Raw genomic sequence first — 20,900 nt, forward strand, 5'->3', positions numbered from 1 at the left:
CAGATTAAAGGGAGACTTAATATGAAAAAATTCGCTGCAATTGCTGCCATCATGATGATGACCACCGCGCCGGTCTTTGCTGCTCAGGGCGGTTTTACTGGCCCATCGGCCACACAGACCCAGACGCAAACTCAGCAGGGCGGTTTTGTCGATAACAACGCTAACCTTACCACCGCGGCAAAAGTGAAAGACCTGAAGGACGATGCCTGGGTGAAGCTGCGCGGGAACATTACCGAGCGCCTGTCCGATGACCGCTACACCTTCCGCGATGAGTCCGGCACCGTGGTCGTTGAGATTGACCACAAGCGCTGGAACGGTGTGACCGTCACCCCGCAGGATAAAGTTGAACTGCAGGGTAAAGTCGATAAAGAGTGGAACGATTTTGAAATCGACGTGAAGCAGGTTATTAAGCTGAACAAATAACCCGAAAAGGGCTGCCTGTGCGGCCCTTTTTCTTTGTGACTCAACTCGCCAGATAAGGTAGTATCTGCGGCAATATTGCCTGAAACCCTTCGGTTTCTGAGTTGAGGAATCACACGTAATGAGCGATATGGCAGAGCGCCTCGCGCTACATGAATTCACGGAAAACGCCTACCTGAACTACTCCATGTACGTCATCATGGACAGGGCGTTGCCGTTTATCGGGGATGGCCTGAAGCCCGTTCAGCGCCGCATCGTCTATGCGATGTCCGAACTGGGGCTGAACGCCACCGCCAAGTTTAAGAAATCCGCCCGTACCGTCGGTGACGTACTGGGTAAATACCATCCGCACGGCGACAGCGCCTGTTATGAAGCGATGGTGCTGATGGCGCAGCCGTTCTCTTACCGCTATCCACTGGTGGACGGACAGGGGAACTGGGGGGCGCCGGACGATCCGAAATCCTTCGCGGCGATGCGTTATACCGAATCCCGTCTCTCTAAATATGCCGAAGTGCTGCTGGGCGAGCTGGGTCAGGGAACCGTGGACTGGGTGCCAAATTTCGACGGTACGATGCAGGAGCCGAAGATGCTGCCTGCGCGTCTGCCGAACATCCTGCTGAACGGTACCACCGGTATCGCGGTCGGTATGGCGACGGACATTCCTCCGCACAACCTGCGTGAAGTGGCGAAAGCCGCTATTACCCTCATCGAGCAGCCGAAAGCGACGCTCGACGAGCTGCTGGATATCGTGCAGGGGCCAGATTTTCCGACCGAAGCCGAGATCATCACCTCGCGAGCGGAAATCCGCAAAATCTACCAGAACGGTCGCGGCTCCGTGCGCATGCGCGCGGTGTGGAATAAAGAGGACGGCGCCGTGGTGATCACCGCGCTGCCGCATCAGGTTTCCGGTGCCAAAGTGCTGGAGCAGATCGCCTCCCAGATGCGCAATAAAAAGCTGCCGATGGTGGACGACCTGCGCGACGAATCCGACCACGAGAACCCGACCCGTCTGGTGATCGTGCCGCGCTCGAACCGCGTGGACATGGAGCAGGTGATGAACCACCTGTTCGCCACCACCGATCTGGAAAAAAGCTACCGCATCAACCTGAACATGATTGGCCTTGACGGACGCCCGGCGGTGAAAAACCTGCTGGAGATCCTCACCGAATGGCTGACCTTCCGCCGCGATACGGTCCGTCGTCGTCTGAACCATCGTCTGGAGAAAGTGCTTAAGCGCCTGCATATCCTCGAAGGTTTGCTGGTGGCGTTCCTCAATATCGATGAAGTGATTGAGATCATCCGTACCGAGGACGAGCCGAAGCCGGCGCTGATGTCGCGCTTTGGCATCAGCGAAACCCAGGCCGAAGCGATCCTCGAACTGAAGCTGCGCCATCTCGCCAAACTGGAAGAGATGAAGATCCGCGGCGAGCAGAACGAGCTGGAAAAAGAGCGCGATCAGCTGCAGGCGATCCTCGCGTCCGAGCGCAAGATGAACACCCTGCTGAAGAAAGAGCTGCAGGCCGATGCAGACGCCTTCGGCGATGACCGTCGTTCTCCGCTGCACGAGCGCGAAGAAGCGAAGGCGATGAACGAGCACGACATGCAGCCGTCCGAGCCGGTGACCATTGTTCTGTCGCAGAGCGGCTGGGTGCGTAGCGCCAAAGGCCACGATATCGACGCGCCGGGGCTGAGCTACAAAGCGGGCGACAGCTTCAAAGCGGCGGTGAAAGGTAAGAGCAACCAGCCGGTGGCGTTTATCGATTCCACCGGCCGCAGCTACGCCATCGACCCGATTACGCTGCCTTCCGCGCGCGGGCAGGGCGAGCCGCTCACCGGCAAGCTGACGCTGCCACCGGGGGCGACGGTTGACCATATGCTGATGGAAGCCGATGACCAGAAACTGCTGCTGGCGTCCGATGCGGGCTACGGCTTTATCTGTACCTTTAACGACCTGGTCTCCCGCAACCGTGCCGGTAAGGCGCTGATAAGCCTGCCGGACAATGCCCACGTGATGGCGCCGCTTGTGATTGAGAACGAAAGCGACATGCTGCTGGCGATCACCACCGCCGGACGTATGCTGATGTTCCCGGTCAGCGATCTGCCAGAGCTGTCGAAAGGCAAGGGCAACAAGATCATCAACATCCCATCGGCGGAAGCCGCGAAAGGCGAAGATGGCCTGGCGCACCTCTTCCTCCTGCCGCCGCAGAGCACGCTGACCATTCACGTCGGCAAGCGTAAGATCAAGCTTCGTCCGGAAGAGCTGCAGAAAGTGGTGGGTGAGCGCGGTCGCCGCGGCTCGCTGATGCGCGGTCTGCAGCGCATCGACCGCGTGGAGATTGACTCTCCTGCACGCAGCGCCGCGGGTGACAGCGAAGAGTAATGTCGTGATATCCCCCTCTGCCCGGAGGGGGAGTTTCAATAAAATTTCCCGTAAAATCGTTGTTAATTCGTGCGTTGCGATTAACAATACGCGCTCGTAATAAAGTCCTTACCTGGCCACAGGTGAAGTATAATTGTCAGCTGTTGGGGCTTCAGAGGTCGCTATGCTATATATTGTTCGTCTTATTCTTACCGTTATCTACTGCATTCTGGTCTGTATTTTCGGCTCTATTTATTGCCTTTTCAGCCCGCGTAATCCGAAGCATGTTGCCACCTTTGGCCATATGTTCGGGCGTCTTGCACCGCTGTTTGGTCTGAAGGTTGAAAAACGTCTGCCTGAAGGGGCGGAGAATTTCGGTAACGCCATCTATATCGCCAACCATCAGAACAATTACGATATGGTGACGGCCTCCAATATCGTGCTTCCACCGACCGTGACGGTGGGAAAAAAAAGCCTGCTGTGGATCCCGTTTTTTGGCCAGCTGTACTGGCTGACCGGTAACCTTCTTATCGACCGTAATAACCGGGCGAAAGCGCACAGCACCATTGCGGAAGTGGTGAATCATTTTAAAAAGCGCAAAATCTCAATCTGGATGTTCCCGGAAGGAACGCGCAGCCGCGGCCGCGGCCTGCTGCCGTTTAAAACCGGGGCGTTTCATGCCGCAATTGCGGCAGGTGTTCCAATTATTCCTGTGTGCGTTTCCAATACTTCGAATAAGATTAATCTTAACCGCCTGAATAACGGGCTGGTGATTGTCGAAATGTTGCCACCCGTCGATACCAGCAAATACGGTAAAGATCAGGTACGCGAGCTGGCAGCGCACTGCCGTGAGCTGATGGCTCAGCGTATTGCGCAGCTCGACAAAGAAGTCGCAGAGAGAGAAGCCTCCGGTAAAATTTAATCCGGCGTTGAAGGGAAAACGAATTCCCGCGTTGTTAGTCGTTTCAGATGGAGCTTATATGTCACTCAGTCGGCGTCAGTTTATTCAGGCTTCCGGGATCGCCCTTTGTGCGGGTGCGATGCCGCTGACAGCCAGCGCCGCCGGGCAGCAACAGCCGCTGCCTATTCCGCCATTAATTGAATCTCGTCGCGGTCAGCCGCTTTTCCTGACGCTGCAGCGCAGCCACTGGTCCTTTACCCAGGGGACGCGCGCGCCGGTCTGGGGCATTAACGGACGTTACCTTGGGCCGACCATACGCGTGTGGAATGGCGATGACGTAAAGCTCATCTACAGTAACCGTACCCCTGAAAATGTCGCCATGACCATCAGCGGCCTACAGGTGCCTGGCCCGTTGATTGGCGGCGCGGCGCGAATGATGTCACCCAGCGCCGATTGGGCGCCGGTTCTGCCGATACGCCAGAGCGCGGCCACCCTGTGGTATCACGCCAACACGCCTAACCGCACGGCGCAGCAGGTCTATAACGGCCTGGCCGGAATGTGGCTGGTGGAAGATGAGGTCAGCAAATCCCTGCCGATCCCGAACCACTACGGTGTGGATGATTTCCCGATTATCATCCAGGACAAACGTCTGGATAATTTCGGTACGCCGGAATACAGCGAGCCGGGCAGCGGTGGCTTCGTCGGCGATACGCTGCTGGTCAACGGCGCGCAAAGCCCGTATGTGGAAGTTTCTCGCGGCTGGGTGCGCCTGCGCCTGCTCAACGCGTCCAACTCGCGCCGCTATCAGCTGCAAATGAGCGATGGCCGTCCGCTGCACGTGATTTCCGGCGACCAGGGCTTTTTACCGGCGCCGGTGTCCGTCAAACAGCTGGCGCTCTCGCCGGGTGAACGTCGCGAAATTCTCGTGGACATGACCAACGGGGATGAAGTGTCGCTGACCTGCGGCGAAGCGGCCAGCATTGTTGACCGCATTCGCGGGTTCTTTGAACCGTCGAGTATTCTTGTCTCGACCCTGGTGCTGACCCTGCGCCCAACCGGTCTGCTGCCGCTGGTGACCGATAGCCTGCCAATGCGTCTGCTGCCGCAGGAGATCATGAGCGGCTCGCCGGTGCGCAGCCGTGATATCAGCCTGGGCGACGATCCGGGGATCAACGGCGCGCTGTGGGACGTCAACCGTATCGACATTACCGCGCAGCAGGGCACCTGGGAGCGCTGGACGGTCCGTTCAGATATGCCGCAGTCGTTCCATATTGAAGGGGTGTCATTCCTGATCCGCAACGTCAACGGCGCGATGCCGTTCCCGGAAGACCGCGGCTGGAAAGATACCGTCTGGGTGGACGGCCAGGTTGAACTGCTTGTCTACTACGGCCAGCCTTCGTGGCCGCACTTCCCGTTCCTGTTCCACAGCCAGACGCTGGAGATGATGGACAGGGGCTCCGTGGGGCAGATGCTGGTGAATCCGGCACCGTAAAATGCTTTTCTCCCTCTCCCTGTGGGAGAGGGTTGGGGTGAGGGCAACAGCCCGCATAATACCCCTTCATTTCCCACATTGATCCAGCGTATAATCCCGCTCCTTTTGTCTATTTTTTCTTCGGAAGCATTATGAGCGCAATTTCCCTGATCCAGCCGGATCGTGACCTCTTCTCCTGGCCCCAGTACTGGGCGGCCTGCTTTGGACCGGCGCCATTCCTGCCGATGTCCCGGGAAGAGATGGACCAACTGGGCTGGGACAGCTGCGACATCATTCTGGTCACGGGCGATGCCTACGTTGACCATCCGAGCTTCGGTATGGCCATCTGTGGCCGTATGCTTGAAGCGCAGGGCTTCCGCGTGGGGATCATCTCCCAGCCTGACTGGAACAGCAAAGACGACTTTATGCGTCTGGGTAAACCGAACCTGTTCTTCGGCGTCACCGCAGGCAACATGGACTCGATGATCAACCGCTATACTGCCGACCGTAAGCTGCGCCATGACGACGCCTACACGCCGGATAACGTGGCGGGTAAACGCCCCGACCGCGCGACCCTGGTCTATACCCAGCGCTGTAAAGAGGCCTGGAAAGACGTGCCGGTGATCCTAGGCGGCATCGAGGCAAGCCTGCGCCGCACCGCCCACTACGACTACTGGTCAGATACCGTTCGCCGCTCGGTGCTGGTGGATTCCAAAGCCGACATGCTGATTTACGGTAACGGCGAGCGTCCGCTGGTGGAAGTGGCGCACCGTCTGTCGCAGGGTGAACCGGTGAGCAGCATCCGCGACGTGCGCAATACCGCCATCATGGTGAAAGAGGCGCTGCCGGGCTGGAGCGGGGTGGATTCCCGCATCATTGATATGCCGGGCAAAATCGACCCGATCCCGCACCCGTACGGCGAAGATCTGCCGTGTGCCGATAACAAGCCGGTTGAGCCGAAAAAAGCGGAAGCGAAGGCTATCGTTGTGCAGCCGCCGCGCCCGAAACCGTGGGAAAAGACCTACGTGCTGCTGCCGTCCTACGAGAAGGTGAAAGCCGACAAGGTGCTCTACGCGCACGCGTCCCGTATTCTGCACCATGAAACCAACCCGGGCTGCGCCCGCGCGCTGATGCAGAAGCACGGCGAGCGCTTTATCTGGATTAACCCGCCAGCGATCCCGCTCTCCACCGAAGAGATGGACAGCGTCTTTGCGCTGCCGTACAAGCGCGTTCCGCACCCGGCGTACGGCAACGCCCGTATCCCTGCGTATGAGATGATCCGCTTCTCGATCAACATCATGCGCGGCTGCTTCGGCGGCTGTTCCTTCTGCTCCATTACCGAGCACGAAGGGCGTATTATCCAGAGCCGCTCTGAAGATTCGATCATCAATGAGATCGAAGCGATTCGCGACTCGGTGCCGGGCTTTACCGGCGTGATTTCCGACCTTGGCGGCCCAACCGCTAACATGTACATGCTGCGCTGCAAGTCGCCGCGCGCGGAGCAAACCTGCCGTCGTCTCTCCTGCGTCTATCCGAGCATTTGCGAGCACATGGACACCAACCATGAGCCGACGATCAACCTCTACCGCCGCGCACGCGACCTGAAAGGCATCAAGAAGATCCTGATCGCGTCCGGGGTACGTTACGACATCGCCGTGGAAGATCCGCGCTACATCAAAGAGCTGGCGACGCACCACGTCGGAGGCTATCTGAAGATTGCGCCGGAGCACACCGAGGAAGGCCCGCTGTCGAAAATGATGAAGCCTGGCATGGGCAGCTACGATCGCTTTAAAGAACTGTTCGACACCTATTCGAAGCAGGCGGGTAAAGAGCAGTATCTGATCCCATACTTCATCTCCGCCCACCCGGGCACGCGCGATGAGGACATGGTGAACCTGGCGCTGTGGCTGAAGCAGCGTCGCTTCCGCCTGGATCAGGTGCAGAACTTCTATCCGTCACCGCTCGCCAACTCGACGACCATGTATTACACCGGCAAGAACCCGCTGAGTAAGATTGGCTACAAGAGTGAAGAGGTGGTGGTGCCGAAAGGGGATAAACAGCGTCGTCTGCATAAAGCGCTGCTGCGCTATCACGATCCGAAAAACTGGCCGCTGATCCGTCAGGCGCTGGAAGAGATGGGTAAAAAACACCTGATCGGCTCGCGTCGCGACTGCCTGGTACCGGCCCCGACGCTGGATGAGATGCGCGAAGCGCGTCGCCAGAACCGCAACACGCGCCCGGCGCTGACCAAGCACACGCCGATTGTACATCAGCGTTCGAACGGTAATTCGAGTGTGCAGAAGCCTGTGAAGCGCAAAGCGTAAATAAAAAACCCCGGCAAGCCGGGGTTTTTTATGTAGACACGTAGGCCGGGTAAGGCGAAGCCGCCACACGGCTTTTTTACGCGACTACCCGCCAAACTGGTCCGGGTCCGGCCCAAGCCGCTTGCCCTTATCCAGCTTCGCAATCTCACCCAGCTCATCTTTGTCCAGACGGAAATCCCAGACGTCGAAGTTCTCGGCGATGCGCGATGGCGTGACCGATTTCGGAATGACCACCAGGCCGTTGTCCAGATGCCAGCGAATGACGATTTGCACCGGGGTTTTACCGTATTTATCCGCCAGCTCACGGATAATCTTTTGATCAAACACCCCTTCGCCGCCCTGTGCCAGCGGGCTCCAGGACTCGGTCTGGATTTTATGCGTAGCGTTCCAGGCGTGTAGCTGGCGCTGCTGCATCAGCGGGTGCAGCTCGATCTGGTTAATCACTGGCGCAACGCCAGTCTCGTCAATCAGCCGCTGCAGGTGATGAACCTGGAAATTACAGACGCCGATGCTTTTCACCAGCCCCTCTTTCTGCAGTTCAATCATCCCTTTCCAGGCATCAACGTAGTGATCGATAGCCGGAACCGGCCAGTGCATCAGCCAGAGATCGACGAAATCGAGCTGGAGTTTCTCCAGGCTCTCCTCCAGCGCTTCGCGGGGGCGTTTTTGATCGTCGTTCCACAGTTTAGTGGTGATGAATAACTCATCGCGGGGGACGCCGGCGCTGGCAAGTGCCTTACCCACGCCGTCCTCGTTTTTGTATGCGGCGGCGGTATCAATGGACCGATAGCCGACTTCCAGGGCTTTATGAATGGCGGAGACGACCTCGTCGTTACCGGCTTTCCATACACCTAGCCCCAACTGGGGCATCACGTTGCCGTCCTGCAGCTTGATTACGGTTTGGTTTGCCATTTTTCCTCCTTCAGGTGCGCATCGCCGGAGGGTTCCTCCGGCGATGGGGTGTGCATTAAGTCTGGACGAAATGTCAAAAAACGAAAGTCGGGAGGGCAAAAACGCTTAGCGTGCCGCTTCGTAGATGCGACGGCTGACGTCCAGCGTAATGTCGCCGTGCTCGCCCAGGTGGGTCATGCCGTGCTCTTCAAGTTTTGCCAGCAGGGCAGGGATGGAGCTGCCGTCCAGACCGTAGCCAGACAGACGCGTTGGCACGCCCAGACCTTCAAAGAAGCTGCGGGTCGCTTCGATGGCGGCATCAATACGCGCATCGTCAGAACCCTCGGTGATGTTCCACACGCGTTCTGCGTACTGCAGCAGCTTGGCGCGCTTGGTGTCCCGCTTTTCGTTCCACAGCGCAGGCAGCACAACGGCCAGCGTTTGCGCGTGGTCCAGACCGTGCATCGCCGTCAGCTCGTGGCCCAGCATGTGGGTTGCCCAGTCCTGCGGCACGCCAGCCCCGATCAGGCCGTTCAGCGCCTGGGTTGCCGCCCACATGACGTTGGCACGCACGTCGTAGTTTTCCGGCTCTTTCAGCGCTTTCGGGCCGTCTTCGACGAGCGTCAGCAGAATGCCTTCCGCGAAGCGATCCTGAATTTTGGCATTCACCGGATACGTGACGTACTGCTCAACGGTATGAACAAAGGCATCGACCACGCCGTTCGCCACCTGACGCGCAGGCAGAGTGTAGGTGTAAACCGGATCCAGAATGGCAAACACGGGCTGAACGTGTTCGTTCATGAAGGCCTGTTTGTCGCCGGTGGTTTTACGGGAGATCACCGCGCCCTTGTTGGATTCAGAGCCGGTCGCTGGCAGGGTCAGCACGGAGCCCATCGGGATGGCGCTTTTAATGTCGCTGCCGCGGGTTTCCAGGATGTGCCACGGATCGATGCCGTCAGCGTAGTATGCTGCCGCCGCGATGAATTTGGTGCCGTCCAGCACGGAGCCGCCGCCGACGGCCAGCAGGAAGGTGATCTTCTCTTCGCGGGCGATTCTCACCGCGTTCATCAGCGTTTCGTAAGACGGGTTTGGCTCGATGCCGCCGAACTCACGCACGTCCAGACCGTCCAGGGCGCTGTAAACCCGATCCAGCACGCCGGTTTTTTTCACGCTGCCGCCACCGTAGGTGATCAGCACGCGGGCGTCAGCAGGGATCTGGGCGCGCAGATCGGCGATAGCGTCTTTACCAAACAGAATGCGGGTTGGGGTGTGAAGATTAAAGTTGTTCATTGCTCGTTCCCTTTAGTGGGTGAAAAACCGTGGTGGCGCAGAGGGCGACCTGATGCTGCACATTGTGGCCGTCCGGGGCTATCCTCTCAATGCACATTCCTGCCGATGTCTTGCCCATTTCTACAGAGCGCTGGAGAAAGCGCGGAAAAGCACGCACACTGTCAACGTCGGAAACCGTACCCGGAGTAACGTAATATGAACCGTGAAGCGATCTGCCATCAGCTCACTGCGCAGATTAAAAGACTGATAGATAAAGAAAATGGCGTCAGCGATCTGCTTCCTGACATTCGCCTGCTTTATGGCACGCAGCCCGGGACGCGCACGCCGGTCATGTACCAGCCGGGCATCGTTTTTCTCTTCTCGGGCCATAAAATTGGCTATATCAACGAGCGCGTGTTCCGCTACGACACCAATGAATATCTGCTTCTGACGGTACCTTTACCCTTCGAATGTGAAACCTTCGCGACAGAAGCCGTTCCGCTGGCCGGTATTCGCGTCAACGTCGATATTCTTCAGCTGCAGGAGCTACTGATGGAGATTGGCGAAGATGAGTTCTTCCAGCCGTCTATGGCGTCGAGCGGGATTAACTCGGCGACCCTGTCGGAAGAGATCCTCTGCGCCATTGAACGTCTACTGGACGTAATGGAAAGGCCGCTGGACGCGCGTATTCTGGGCAAGCAGATTATTCGCGAAATTCTCTACCATGTGCTGCTGGGCCCGGGGGGCGGGGCGTTGCTGGCTCTTGTGAGCCGACAGACCCACTTCAGCCTGATAAGCCGCGTGCTCAAGCGTATTGAAAGCCAGTACACGGAAAACCTCAGCGTCGACCAGCTGGCGGCGGAAGCGAACATGAGCGTTTCGGCGTTTCATCATAATTTTAAATCGGTGACCAGCACCTCGCCGCTGCAGTACCTTAAAACCTACCGGCTGCATAAGGCGCGGATGCTGATGATCCACGACGGCATGAAGGCCAGCGCGGCGGCGATGCGGGTGGGTTACGAAAGTGCTTCGCAGTTCAGTCGGGAGTTTAAGCGCTATTTCGGCGTCACGCCGGGAGAAGATGCATCACGCATCCGAACCATGCAGGGAGTCTGACGGGAAACGTAGGCCGGGTAAGGCGTAGCCGCCACCCGGCAATTTTTTATCACGCGCTGCAGTACTTCTTCTTAATCACCACCGCGATGGTTCCCACCAGCCCTGCCACCAGCAGGAACATCGGCAGCACCATCAGGAAGGTCATCACCTGATCTTCGTGGTGTTTCACAAAGGGGATCATATTCAGCGCATAGCCGAGCGTGGTGACCACACCCACCCACAGCAGGGCGCTCAGCCAGTTGAAGAACTGGAAGCGGCGGTTTGACAGACCGGAAATGCCCGCCATCGTAGGCAGAAGCGTGCGAACAAACGCGAGGAAACGCCCCGCCAGCAGGGCCAGCAGGCCGTGGCGATCGAACATGCAGGTCGCACGCTGATGATATTTATGCGGTAACTGCGCCAGCCAGCCTTTTACGACGCGGGTGTTCCCCAGCCAGCGGCCCTGCAGATAGCTCAGCCAGCAGCCCAGGCTGGCTGCGGAGGTGAGAATAACCATCGTTGGCGTGAAGTCCATGACGCCTTTCCCGATTAATGCCCCGGCAAGTAAAAGCAGGCTGTCACCAGGTAAAAACGAGGCTGGCAGTAATCCATTTTCCAGAAACAGAGTTGCGAACATCACGAGGTAAACGATACCAACGATGTGAGGATCCGCCAGCGCGGCAAAGTCGTGATGCCAGAGCGCCGCGATAATATCTTGAATAACAGCCATGGACTTTCCTGTGGAACAGCAGATATAGCGCTATTGTACTCCCTTATTCGCCCGTCGGGTTTGATCCCGGGCGCAACTCATGCAGACTTTTCTCATTGCCGTGTCCACAAAAGCGTCCAGAGAGTACATTTTCAGCCAGCACTCTACACGATACGCTCGAACCCTGCTGCTAAATCGGCAATCAGATCGTCAACATTTTCTAAACCGATATGCAGTCGAATCAGGGTACCGCTGAAGTCCACTTCACCGCCGGGACGCAGAGCCGCAACCTGTTCCGGCTGATTAGGCAGGATCAGGGATTCAAAACCGCCCCAGGAGTAGGCCATGCTGAAGAGGGTAAAATTATCCAGATAGCTCGCCAGCTCGTCGTTATTTAGCCGCTTCTTCAGTACGAACGAGAACAGGCCGCTGCTGCCCGTAAAGTCACGTTGCCAGAATTCGTGGCCTTTACTGCCCGGCAGCGCAGGGTGATTCACGCGCTCCACCTGCGGATGCTGCGCCAGCCATTCGGCCACCCTCAGGCTGCTTTCATGGTGCTGACGCAGGCGAACGCCCAGCGTGCGGATACCGCGGCTGGTCATGTAGGCCGTGTCTGCATCCACCATCTGGCCCATCAGGTAGGCATTTTCACGCAGCTGATCCCAGCAGCGCGCGTTGGAGACCGCGGTGCCAATCATGCCGTCAGAGTGGCCTATCAGGTATTTCGTCGCCGCCTGAATCGAGATATCAATGTCGAACTCCAGGGCCTTAAACAGCACGCCAGCCGCCCAGGTGTTATCGATCATCACGATCGCCTCTGGGGCTTTGCTGCGCACGGCCTTCACGATAGCCGGCACATCGTGAACTTCCATGGTGAGCGATCCCGGAGATTCCAGGAATACAATGCGCGTGTTTGGCTGAATAAGTTCGGCAATGCCTTCACCAATCAGCGGGTCGAACCAGCCGGTCGTTACGCCGAGCTTGCTGAGGATTTTGGTGCAGAAGTCCTGGCTGGGCTCGTAGGCGGTGTTGGTCATCAGGATATGGTCGTCCTGTTCCACAAACGCCAGAATGGTGTTGGCGACCGCAGCCGCCCCGCACGGGAACAGCGCGCATCCCGCGCCGCCTTCCAGCTCGCACATCGCCTCCTGCAGAGAAAAATGGGTTAGCGTGCCGCGACGGCCATAAAACAGCCCGCCTTTCGCGCGGTTGCGCGTGGCGATTTTTTTCTCCTCAACGGTATCAAACACCAGCGAGGAGGCTCGTTGAATCACGCTGTTGACCGATCCCTGCGTATATTTTTTGCTGCGTCCTGCCTGTACCAGCGTGGTATCAAGATGCTTCTTTGTCATGTTCGCTAACCCTGTTTTTATACGTCTGGACGTCCAGACTACCACGATTGGAAAAAACTGCACCCCGCGGCTTATCGAATAAGCAGAAAATATTAGCAAAAATTCGCATAAGAAATTTTTACTGCGTAAGCGCAAGGAAAGTGAGCGAAAATTACGGCACCATGCAAATACTAATGAGAACTACTATCAATTCGACGACGTTTTGATATTATTACGCTCAGATTTTGTGATTTGCGTCCTGGAGATACAGAGTGGGTAATAATTTGATGCAGACGGATCTCTCCGTTTGGGGCATGTATCAGCATGCTGACATCGTGGTTAAGATTGTGATGATCGGCCTGATTCTGGCGTCCGTTGTCACCTGGGCTATTTTCTTCAGCAAGAGCGCCGAGCTGCTTTCTCAGAAGCGCCGCCTTAAGCGCGAACAGCAGCAGCTGGCCGAAGCCCGCTCTCTGGATCAGGCTGCAGACATGACCTCATCCTTCCACGCGAAAAGCCTGACCACCCTGTTAGTGAATGAAGCACAGAACGAGCTGGAACTCTCCGCTGGCAGTGAAGATAACGAAGGCATCAAAGAACGTACCGGTTTCCGCCTGGAGCGTCGCGTTGCGGCCGTTGGCCGACACATGGGACGCGGCAATGGTTATCTGGCGACCATCGGCGCGATCTCACCGTTCATCGGTCTTTTCGGTACGGTCTGGGGCATCATGAACAGCTTTATCGGTATCGCGCAGACCCAAACCACCAACCTGGCGGTCGTGGCGCCGGGTATCGCAGAAGCGCTGCTGGCGACGGCAATCGGTCTGGTTGCCGCTATCCCGGCGGTGGTTATCTACAACATCTTCGCGCGTATGATTGGCAGCTACAAAGCCACGCTGGGTGACGTTGCCGCGCAGGTTCTGCTGCTGCAAAGCCGCGATCTCGACCTGAACGCCAGCTCGGTTAAGCCGGTGCACGCGGCGTCTAAACTGCGCGCAGGTTAAGAGTATGGCGATGCGTCTAAACGAAAATCTGGACGATAACGGCGAAATGCATGAAATCAACGTGACGCCGTTTATCGACGTCATGCTGGTTCTGCTGATTATCTTCATGGTGGCCGCACCGCTGGCGACGGTGGATGTGAAGGTGAATCTGCCTGCCTCTTCCAGCCAGCCCCAGCCGCGCCCGGAGAAGCCTATCTACCTGTCGGTGAAGGCGGATAAATCCATGTTCCTCGGGAACGACCCGGTGACGGCCGACTCGGTCATCCCGGCGCTGGAGCAGCTTACGGGCGGTAAGAAAGACACCACGGTCTTCTTCCGTGCGGATAAAACCGTTGATTATGAAACCATGATGAAGGTAATGGACACGCTGCATCAGGCGGGTTACCTGAAGATTGGACTGGTCGGCGAAGAGAAAGCGGCCTCGAAGTGATAAAGAAGCTGGCGAAAGCCGGCTTTTTTTATGCCTGTCGGTTTATGCGTTTTTATTATCCGTCGGTGCGGTAGAAGGGGTTGCCAGCGCGTCCTCATCCAGCGCCACGCAGGTGACGTTTGAGGTACGGTACTCGCCGTCGGACAGCTTGCGCGTCAGACGCAGGGTGGCGATTTCTCTGGCAAGCAGATACTGATAATTGGCCTCAAGACGTCCGAGAAGCTTCTCTTTCAGCTCGGGACGCTGTTCTATGATGGCGTTCATCACGGCACCGTAAATCTCTTCTTTGACCTGTAGCGGATAAATTTCACGGCGATTCTGCCATTTCAGACGAACCAGCGTCGCCGGGATCGATACTAGGTCTTGTGTAATACGCGTCATCTCGTCATTTTTTGTGTTTCTCAGTGCGTCGAGATTTTGCTTTAAGATAAATTCATCACTTTTTTTATCATCTAAAGTCAAATAAACGTCGTTGTTTTTAACTTCTTTCACGTTAATCTTCCCCCAGGCTATAAAAAATTGGGTTGTTTTTTTCGCGCGTAATTAAATTAAGCCAAATTTCATTGCCCGCCTCATTAATTTCTTCGGTTTTTTCGGCTATTATTTGACTTAGTTTCTGGGCATCTATTTCACCTTCGGCCTGCAGGTCATTCAGCAGGTGGACAAAGGCTTCAATTTTTATGGCGCGAAATAAGCGGTCTTTTATATGGCGATCGTGCTCTTCCAGCAACATATTTCGGGATTTGCCAGTTCGGGAAACACCAATTAATATATCGGGCTCGAAATCAGAGAGCTTTCTTTTCCCCTGAGTGAAACTGGCCTCTTTTTCTGCTTCCGTCGGTTGCTGTTCCACAGGCGTAATGTGGTACTTAGCCGGGACGAGATAGTCGGGCAGCATTTTTAATTTCCTTTATTTTCAACAGGGTGGGGTTGGTAAAGGCGTGAGATTCGTTGACAATATCATGAGGCAAATTTAAAATCAAAAAAAATGGAGCCTACCCATGAACAGCATCTTTTTTACGGTCATCACATTACTATTACTGACCGCTGGTGTGCTTTTATTGATGCAGGAGTTCAATAAAACAAAAGTGTCGAAAGACACCAGTGAACCCCCGCAACCTGAACTGATGACAAAAGAGGAAGGGGAGGACCATTTCTCTGTATTGATGAACTCCGTTACGCCTGTCTGGTACTGGCGGGTGAACCACGAATATATCGACTTTTTACACGCGACAATTAAGCGCATGAAAATGTCGGAAATTAATGACACGCCCGGACTGTTTGAGGCGCAGCGTCGCTGTAGCGATCTGAATTCAGCAGTCTATAAATATTATGACAATATTAAAAAGCGCTGCCTTAACGGCGAGAAGGTCTCTTATTCCGATCTGGACGTATTAAATTTGCGTCAGTGTTTTCGCGAGTTCAGTCTGGAAGCCTATCCTGAACTGGTGGCGCTTGTCTGGCCGGAGTACGCACGTCCCGAGGTTAACCCGGACAACGTCTGAGTGACGTACCGTTGAGTTATTGCAAACAGCCAGCGCCGTTGAGATATACTGGGCGCTGGTTTCTTTTGCAAACAGGACTTTATGGAACGCTTTTTTGAAAATGCCATGTACGCCTCTCGCTGGATACTGGCCCCTGTCTATTTTGGCCTCTCGCTGGCACTTATCGCGCTGACGATTAAGTTCTTTCAGGAAATCTGGCATGTTCTGCCGAATATTTTTTCTATTGCCGAAGCGGATTTGATTCTGGTTCTGCTGTCGCTGGTGGACATGACCCTGGTGGGCGGGTTGCTGGTGATGGTGATGTTCTCCGGCTACGAGAATTTTGTCTCCCAGCTCGATATCGACGAGCGTAAAGAGAAGCTCAGCTGGCTGGGCAAAATGGATGCTTCGTCGCTGAAGAATAAAGTGGCCGCGTCGATTGTGGCGATCTCCTCTATCCACCTGCTACGCGTGTTTATGGACGCGAAGAACGTGCCGGATAACAAACTGATGTGGTACGTCATCATCCACCTGACGTTTGTGCTGTCTGCGTTCGTGATGGGGTATCTGGATAAGATCAGTAAGAAGTAATTTCCCCTCACCCTAACCCTCTCCCACAGGGAGAGGGAATAGTTAGCGCCCTCTCCCTGTGGGAGAGGGCCGGGGTGAAGGCATCAGACCGCACTATTTATCCGACGACGCCTGCCACAGATTCAACTCCCCATCCGCAACATGCTGGTCAATCCGCTTGAGTTCGTCCTCCGTAAAGCGCAGGTTTTCCAGCGCCTGAACGTTCTCTTCCAGCTGTTCCGGGCGGCTTGCGCCAATCAGCACGGACGTCACGCGCGCATCTTTCAGCAGCCAGCTTAGCGCCATCTGCGCCATCGTTTGTCCGCGCGCCTGTGCCATCTCATTCAGCAGGCGAAGGCTGCTCAGGTTGGCGTCGGTCAGCATCTTCTGCGTCAGGCCGCGCGCTTTATTCCCTTCGCGCTGCATGCGTGAACCTTCAGGAATACCGTTCAGGTATTTTCCGGTCAGCAGCCCCTGCGCCAGCGGGGTGAAGGCAATACACCCCGTACCGTTTGCTTCCAGCGCATCCAGCAAGCCGGTCTTATCGACCCAGCGGTTAAGCAGGTTATAGGACGGCTGGTGGATCAGCAGCGGGATCTTCCACTCGCGCAGCAGCTCGGCCATTTTCTGCGTGCGCTCGGTAGAGTAGGAGGAAATGCCGACATACAGCGCTTTGCCGCTCTGCACGGCGTGGGCCAGCGCAGAGGCCGTCTCTTCCATCGGCGTGTTTTCATCCACGCGGTGGGAGTAGAAAATATCCACATACTCAACCCCCAGACGCTTCAGGCTCTGGTCGAGGCTGGCAAGCAGATATTTGCGTGAACCGCCCGAACCGTACGGCCCCGGCCACATGTCGTAACCCGCCTTGGTGGAGATAATCAGCTCGTCGCGGTACGCGGCAAAGTCCTCACGCAGCAGGCGGCCGAAATTCTCCTCCGCGCTGCCCGGCGGCGGGCCATAGTTATTGGCGAGATCGAAATGGGTGATGCCGAGGTCGAAGGCTTTTCGCAGCAGCGCGCGCTGGGCATCAAGAGGCTGGACGTGGCCGAAGCTATGCCACAGTCCCAGCGACAGCGCGGGCAGGCGCAGGCCACTTTTCCCGCAATAACGATATTGCATACTCTCATAGCGGCCGGGGTAAGGGTGCCAGGACATGATGTCTCCTTTCTTATTAATGAATTTTTCGAAACAACGTTTTCATTCTGAACTTATCACATCGCAAATGACATCACTAAGCGCGGGCATAATGGTTAACGGTAGCTGTGCGACCAGTGAAGCCACGCTAATTAAAAATGATCACAAAACGTTATAATTTCCCTCGTTCCTGCCGATAACGAGAGTAGTACTCGCCTCTGGGCGAACTCACCCTCACGGCAAGGAAGACTTATGAATATGCTCCGTAATTTCACGATCCGTTTCGTCATGCTGACGATTCTCGGGATCTTTTGTTTAATGTGGGCGGGCGTTGGGTTGTACAGCACCTGGTCCCTTTCTCGCGTTTCAGATGGCAATGAAGTCGACCGCCAGCTGGTTAAACAGATGACGGTACTCAGCCAGGGTAACGATCAATATTTCCGCTTTGTAACCCGTCTGAGCCGTGCGATGGAAGTCAAAGCCGCAGGCGGCACGCCGGATCTGTCCTCTGCCCAACAGGCGTTGGATAACATGGGCAAAAAACTGGCCGAGATGAAAGCGATCTCCCCAGGCCCGATGGATGAGCAGATCTCTTCCCGGGTGATCGGCTCCTGGCAGGCGCTGCTCGAACAGGGCGTCACGCCGCAAATGCAGCAGGCGAAGCAGGGGGCTCTGGAGGGGTATCGCCAGCAGGCCAACAACGTCACGCCGCCGCTGAGCCGGGCGTTCGGCGCGGCCGCCGAGGCGTTCAACAATGCCGCCGCGAAGTCGCTCGACAGCACCCGCGTGGTGGTGGACGGCCTGACAAGCATGACCCGCACGGTGATAATCGTCGCCACGATTATCGGCCTGCTGATCCTGCTTTTCACCGACCGTTACCTGGTGGCGATGCTGGTCAAACCGCTGGCTCGCATTCGCCAGCAGTTCCGCCAGATTGCCCAGGGCGATCTCAGCCAGCCCATTGAGCCGTTCGGTCGTAACTGCGTGGGGCAGCTGGTGCCGCTGCTGAGCGCTATGCAGGACAGCCTGCGCGAAGCGGTCAGTACGATTCGCTCCGGCAGTGAGAATATCTGGCGCGGCGCGACGGAAATCTCCAGCGGTAACAACGACCTCTCTTCCCGTACCGAAGAGCAGGCGGCTGCGCTGGAAGAGACGGCAGCCAGCATGGAACAGCTGACCGCCACGGTGAAACTGAACGCGGAAAGCGCGCGTCAGGCCAGCCAGCTGGCCGATGTGGCCTCAACCACCGCCAGCCGCGGCGGCTCGCTGGTGGAAGAGGTGGTGACCACCATGAGCGGGATTTCGGAAAGCTCGAAGAAAATTGCTGAAATCACCAACGTGATCAACAGCATTGCCTTCCAGACCAATATTCTGGCACTCAATGCGGCGGTTGAAGCGGCGCGCGCGGGTGAACAGGGGCGTGGCTTCGCGGTAGTGGCAGGCGAAGTTCGCAACCTGGCAAGCCGCAGCGCCAACGCGGCCAAAGAGATTGAGGGGCTGATTACCGACTCCGTTTCCCGCGTAGAGCAGGGGGCGCAGCTGGTGAGCGACACCGGCACAACCATGGATGCGATTTTGCGCGACGTGACGGAAGTGACAACCATCATGAAGCAAATCGCTTCCGCCTCTGAGGAGCAAAGCAAGGGGATTTCGCAGGTCGGGATTGCCATTACCCAGATGGACGGCGTGACCCAGCAAAACGCCTCGCTGGTTGAAGAAGTTTCTGCCGCGGCGGCGGCGCTGGAGCGCCAGACCGAAGATCTTCAGCGCTCGGTGCAGAAGTTCCGCCTGACGGCATAACGCAACGTATAAGGCCGCCTTGTGCGGCCTTATATTATTAACGCCTTACCCATTCAGCCCCTTCTGAAACTGCTATTCTTTTGCTAACCCCCCTGACGTTCTGGGCTCTCTTCTTCGAGGTGTTGCTATGAACAGATCGTTATCTGTCATTCCTGTCCTTTCTTTCATTCTTCTGATGCTGTTCTCAGTTTCTGCCAGTGCGACCCAGCAGGCGCAGGAGCGGCGCGTGGCGCGTGATGTCAGGCAGGAAACCCGCGACGCGTCGCGGCAGGTGAAGCAGACCTGCGTGGCGAACAATAACCAGAGTAATCACGACTGCCGTCAGGACAAGCGTCAGATGAAACAGTCCGGAAGACAAAAAGCGCGGGACATTAAGTATTAATGCAACAGGTGAGGCGGCATGCAGGTATGTCTTTTACCGCCTTTTCCAATAGCGTTTGAGTATGACGATCGTCATTGATGCTTCGTCCGGCTAGCACTTTCGGGCGTATTTTGACGCGCGTCTCACGCTGGTGCGTTTAACCCTGCAGCTGCAATTCGGGAAATCGGGTATCCCGTTGCAGATGCCACTTCTGCGATACGCTTAAATGAGGGGTTACCGTTTGGTGAGAGTGATTTATAGAGTGATTCGCGAGAAATGCCTGCACGTTTAGCAATGACGGTCATCCCGCCAGAGGCTTCAATAACATGTCGTAAAGCCAGCATGAACGCCTCATAGCCTCCGGGCTCGTCAATTTCAATGAAAGCCTGATGAAGATATACGGGCGCGAAATCCGGAGAATCTTTCAGGAGCTGTACCATTGCGTCATCATGAAGTACTGATTTAGCCATTCCGATTTCCTCTTATATCCTGCGCTTGTAGTCGTTGAGGTACTCAACGGCCCGTTCAATATCTGCATTTTGCTTTTTTTTCGTTCCGGTCAATAGCACCAGACTCACTGCGCCATCTGCCGGATCGAAGACTTCGCTGAAATAGACGCGGTAACCCGGCCCCTGGTCAATCCTGAGTTCTGAAACACCCTCTCTGCATGGCTTGCAATCACCATAGTTACCCGTAGACATTCTGGCGACACGTGTAGCAATCATGGCTTTTGCTATGGGATCTTTCACACTTCTCAGATAGGCATCAAAAGGGTCGTACCCGTCTGCTGTGATGTAGTGTTTGACCTTAGCCATTATTGTAGCCTGTAGTTTACGATAAGCAAATGCATTGTAATCTTCAGGCTACGACAGGCAACTGTTCACAGGGTTGTGGCAGTGGGGAAGATGTGATTTCTGAAAGCGGATCGCAAAAATTTGAGACCTTGTGCGGAGGGATTACTGCATAACAACGAGGCCGGGCTCGAAGAGCGCTGCCCGGCTGTATTAATCAGTGCGTCGCTTCACCAATCAGCGCGCCCGTGCCCGCACCAACGGCCGCACCTTTCAGCACGCTCTTGCCGGTAACCGCCGCGGCACCTGCGCCCACGGCAGCACCTACCGCGCCACCCTTACGCGCGGCTTTACCTTTGTCGCCGTTTTTGAACATGGCACCGGTGCCTGCGCCCACGACGGCGCCGCCAACGGTCGATTTCAGATCTTTGCCCGTGGCCGCACCAATGGCCGCGCCTGCTACGGCGCCAGCGGCGGTTTTGTCGATGGCCATTCCCGAGGTGGAAAAAATGAGGGCGCTGATAACCAGCGTTGTTTTAATAAGTTTCATAACAGA

Annotated in this window: 22 protein-coding genes; 12 read left to right on the forward strand and 10 right to left on the reverse strand. The window is 56.3% G+C overall.

Features of this window, described 5'->3' with window-relative positions:
• Positions 1–21: 21 nt before the first annotated feature.
• From P346_RS10430 to P346_RS10410, 5 genes are all read left to right on the forward strand, one after another.
• The gene (locus P346_RS10430) at positions 22–423 is read left to right on the forward strand and encodes a YgiW/YdeI family stress tolerance OB fold protein (RefSeq protein WP_032659940.1); all 402 of its coding nucleotides are present in this window, start codon (positions 22–24) and stop codon (positions 421–423) included.
• A 118-nt stretch (positions 424–541) separates the two neighbouring features.
• Positions 542–2,800 carry a DNA topoisomerase IV subunit A gene (gene parC, locus P346_RS10425; protein ID WP_032659942.1) on the forward strand — a complete coding sequence of 753 codons (2,259 nt, stop codon included), beginning with the start codon at positions 542–544 and terminating at the stop codon, positions 2,798–2,800.
• Positions 2,801–2,963: 163 nt separating this feature from the next.
• Complete coding sequence (gene plsC, locus P346_RS10420; RefSeq protein WP_032659945.1) at positions 2,964–3,701, forward strand: 1-acylglycerol-3-phosphate O-acyltransferase; 738 nt, start codon at positions 2,964–2,966, stop codon at positions 3,699–3,701.
• 58 nt (positions 3,702–3,759) lie between these two features.
• Positions 3,760–5,172 carry a cell division protein FtsP gene (gene ftsP, locus P346_RS10415; protein WP_032659948.1) on the forward strand — a complete coding sequence of 471 codons (1,413 nt, stop codon included), beginning with the start codon at positions 3,760–3,762 and terminating at the stop codon, positions 5,170–5,172.
• A gap of 131 nt (positions 5,173–5,303) precedes the next feature.
• Positions 5,304–7,475 (forward strand): YgiQ family radical SAM protein, encoded by a 2,172-nt coding sequence (locus P346_RS10410; RefSeq protein WP_032659950.1) that lies wholly within the window; start codon positions 5,304–5,306, stop codon positions 7,473–7,475.
• An 84-nt stretch (positions 7,476–7,559) separates the two neighbouring features.
• Here P346_RS10410 and dkgA read toward each other — a convergent pair whose 3' ends face one another.
• Both dkgA and yqhD read right to left on the reverse strand, forming a co-directional pair.
• Positions 7,560–8,387 carry a 2,5-didehydrogluconate reductase DkgA gene (gene dkgA, locus P346_RS10405; RefSeq protein ID WP_032659953.1) on the reverse strand — a complete coding sequence of 276 codons (828 nt, stop codon included), beginning with the start codon at positions 8,385–8,387 and terminating at the stop codon, positions 7,560–7,562.
• 105 nt (positions 8,388–8,492) lie between these two features.
• Complete coding sequence (yqhD, locus tag P346_RS10400; protein WP_032659955.1) at positions 8,493–9,656, reverse strand: alcohol dehydrogenase; 1,164 nt, start codon at positions 9,654–9,656, stop codon at positions 8,493–8,495.
• Positions 9,657–9,851: 195 nt separating this feature from the next.
• Here yqhD and P346_RS10395 point away from each other — a divergent pair, with 195 nt between their 5' ends.
• The gene (locus tag P346_RS10395) at positions 9,852–10,751 is read left to right on the forward strand and encodes an AraC family transcriptional regulator (protein WP_032659957.1); all 900 of its coding nucleotides are present in this window, start codon (positions 9,852–9,854) and stop codon (positions 10,749–10,751) included.
• Positions 10,752–10,800: 49 nt separating this feature from the next.
• Here the strand turns inward: P346_RS10395 and yghB are convergent, their stop codons facing one another.
• Both yghB and metC read right to left on the reverse strand, forming a co-directional pair.
• On the reverse strand, positions 10,801–11,460 hold the full coding sequence (yghB, locus tag P346_RS10390) for a DedA family general envelope maintenance protein YghB (protein WP_029740714.1): 660 nt from the start codon (positions 11,458–11,460) through the stop codon (positions 10,801–10,803).
• A 143-nt stretch (positions 11,461–11,603) separates the two neighbouring features.
• Positions 11,604–12,791, reverse strand: coding sequence for a cystathionine beta-lyase (gene metC / locus P346_RS10385; RefSeq protein ID WP_032659960.1), 1,188 nt, complete (start codon positions 12,789–12,791; stop codon positions 11,604–11,606).
• Between the two features lie 251 nt (positions 12,792–13,042).
• Here metC and exbB point away from each other — a divergent pair, with 251 nt between their 5' ends.
• Positions 13,043–13,774 (forward strand): tol-pal system-associated acyl-CoA thioesterase, encoded by a 732-nt coding sequence (exbB, locus tag P346_RS10380; RefSeq protein ID WP_023309174.1) that lies wholly within the window; start codon positions 13,043–13,045, stop codon positions 13,772–13,774.
• Between the two features lie 4 nt (positions 13,775–13,778).
• Positions 13,779–14,204 carry a TonB system transport protein ExbD gene (gene exbD, locus P346_RS10375; protein ID WP_023309173.1) on the forward strand — a complete coding sequence of 142 codons (426 nt, stop codon included), beginning with the start codon at positions 13,779–13,781 and terminating at the stop codon, positions 14,202–14,204.
• 42 nt (positions 14,205–14,246) lie between these two features.
• Here exbD and P346_RS10370 read toward each other — a convergent pair whose 3' ends face one another.
• Together P346_RS10370 and P346_RS10365 are read right to left on the reverse strand one after the other, a co-directional pair.
• A complete protein-coding gene (locus P346_RS10370) occupies positions 14,247–14,696 on the reverse strand; it encodes a hypothetical protein (protein WP_032659963.1) in 450 nt (149 codons plus the stop codon).
• Between the two features lies 1 nt (position 14,697).
• A complete protein-coding gene (locus tag P346_RS10365; protein ID WP_032659974.1) occupies positions 14,698–15,102 on the reverse strand; it encodes a hypothetical protein in 405 nt (134 codons plus the stop codon).
• Positions 15,103–15,205: 103 nt separating this feature from the next.
• Here P346_RS10365 and P346_RS10360 point away from each other — a divergent pair, with 103 nt between their 5' ends.
• Both P346_RS10360 and P346_RS10355 read left to right on the forward strand, forming a co-directional pair.
• Positions 15,206–15,709 carry an ESA_00282 family adhesion-associated protein gene (locus P346_RS10360; protein ID WP_023309170.1) on the forward strand — a complete coding sequence of 168 codons (504 nt, stop codon included), beginning with the start codon at positions 15,206–15,208 and terminating at the stop codon, positions 15,707–15,709.
• A gap of 81 nt (positions 15,710–15,790) precedes the next feature.
• On the forward strand, positions 15,791–16,279 hold the full coding sequence (locus tag P346_RS10355) for a TIGR00645 family protein (RefSeq protein WP_023309169.1): 489 nt from the start codon (positions 15,791–15,793) through the stop codon (positions 16,277–16,279).
• Between the two features lie 93 nt (positions 16,280–16,372).
• Here P346_RS10355 and P346_RS10350 read toward each other — a convergent pair whose 3' ends face one another.
• On the reverse strand, positions 16,373–17,413 hold the full coding sequence (locus tag P346_RS10350) for an aldo/keto reductase (RefSeq protein WP_032659975.1): 1,041 nt from the start codon (positions 17,411–17,413) through the stop codon (positions 16,373–16,375).
• A 231-nt stretch (positions 17,414–17,644) separates the two neighbouring features.
• On the opposite strand from P346_RS10350, the gene P346_RS10345 reads away from it, so the two are divergent.
• A complete protein-coding gene (locus P346_RS10345) occupies positions 17,645–19,192 on the forward strand; it encodes a methyl-accepting chemotaxis protein (RefSeq protein ID WP_032659976.1) in 1,548 nt (515 codons plus the stop codon).
• A gap of 127 nt (positions 19,193–19,319) precedes the next feature.
• Positions 19,320–19,574 (forward strand): hypothetical protein, encoded by a 255-nt coding sequence (locus tag P346_RS10340; protein WP_029740719.1) that lies wholly within the window; start codon positions 19,320–19,322, stop codon positions 19,572–19,574.
• Positions 19,575–19,696: 122 nt separating this feature from the next.
• Here P346_RS10340 and P346_RS10335 read toward each other — a convergent pair whose 3' ends face one another.
• The 3 genes from P346_RS10335 to P346_RS10325 all read right to left on the reverse strand — a co-directional run bounded on the left by P346_RS10335 (position 19,697) and on the right by P346_RS10325 (position 20,894).
• Positions 19,697–20,023 carry a helix-turn-helix domain-containing transcriptional regulator gene (locus tag P346_RS10335; RefSeq protein ID WP_032640599.1) on the reverse strand — a complete coding sequence of 109 codons (327 nt, stop codon included), beginning with the start codon at positions 20,021–20,023 and terminating at the stop codon, positions 19,697–19,699.
• Positions 20,024–20,035: 12 nt separating this feature from the next.
• Complete coding sequence (locus tag P346_RS10330) at positions 20,036–20,368, reverse strand: type II toxin-antitoxin system RelE/ParE family toxin (protein WP_032659979.1); 333 nt, start codon at positions 20,366–20,368, stop codon at positions 20,036–20,038.
• Positions 20,369–20,561: 193 nt separating this feature from the next.
• The gene (locus P346_RS10325) at positions 20,562–20,894 is read right to left on the reverse strand and encodes a glycine zipper domain-containing protein (protein WP_008499797.1); all 333 of its coding nucleotides are present in this window, start codon (positions 20,892–20,894) and stop codon (positions 20,562–20,564) included.
• Positions 20,895–20,900 lie beyond the last annotated feature (6 nt).

The organism is Enterobacter sp. DC1 (assembly GCF_000568075.1).
Taxonomy (GTDB): Bacteria; Pseudomonadota; Gammaproteobacteria; order Enterobacterales; family Enterobacteriaceae; genus Enterobacter; species Enterobacter asburiae.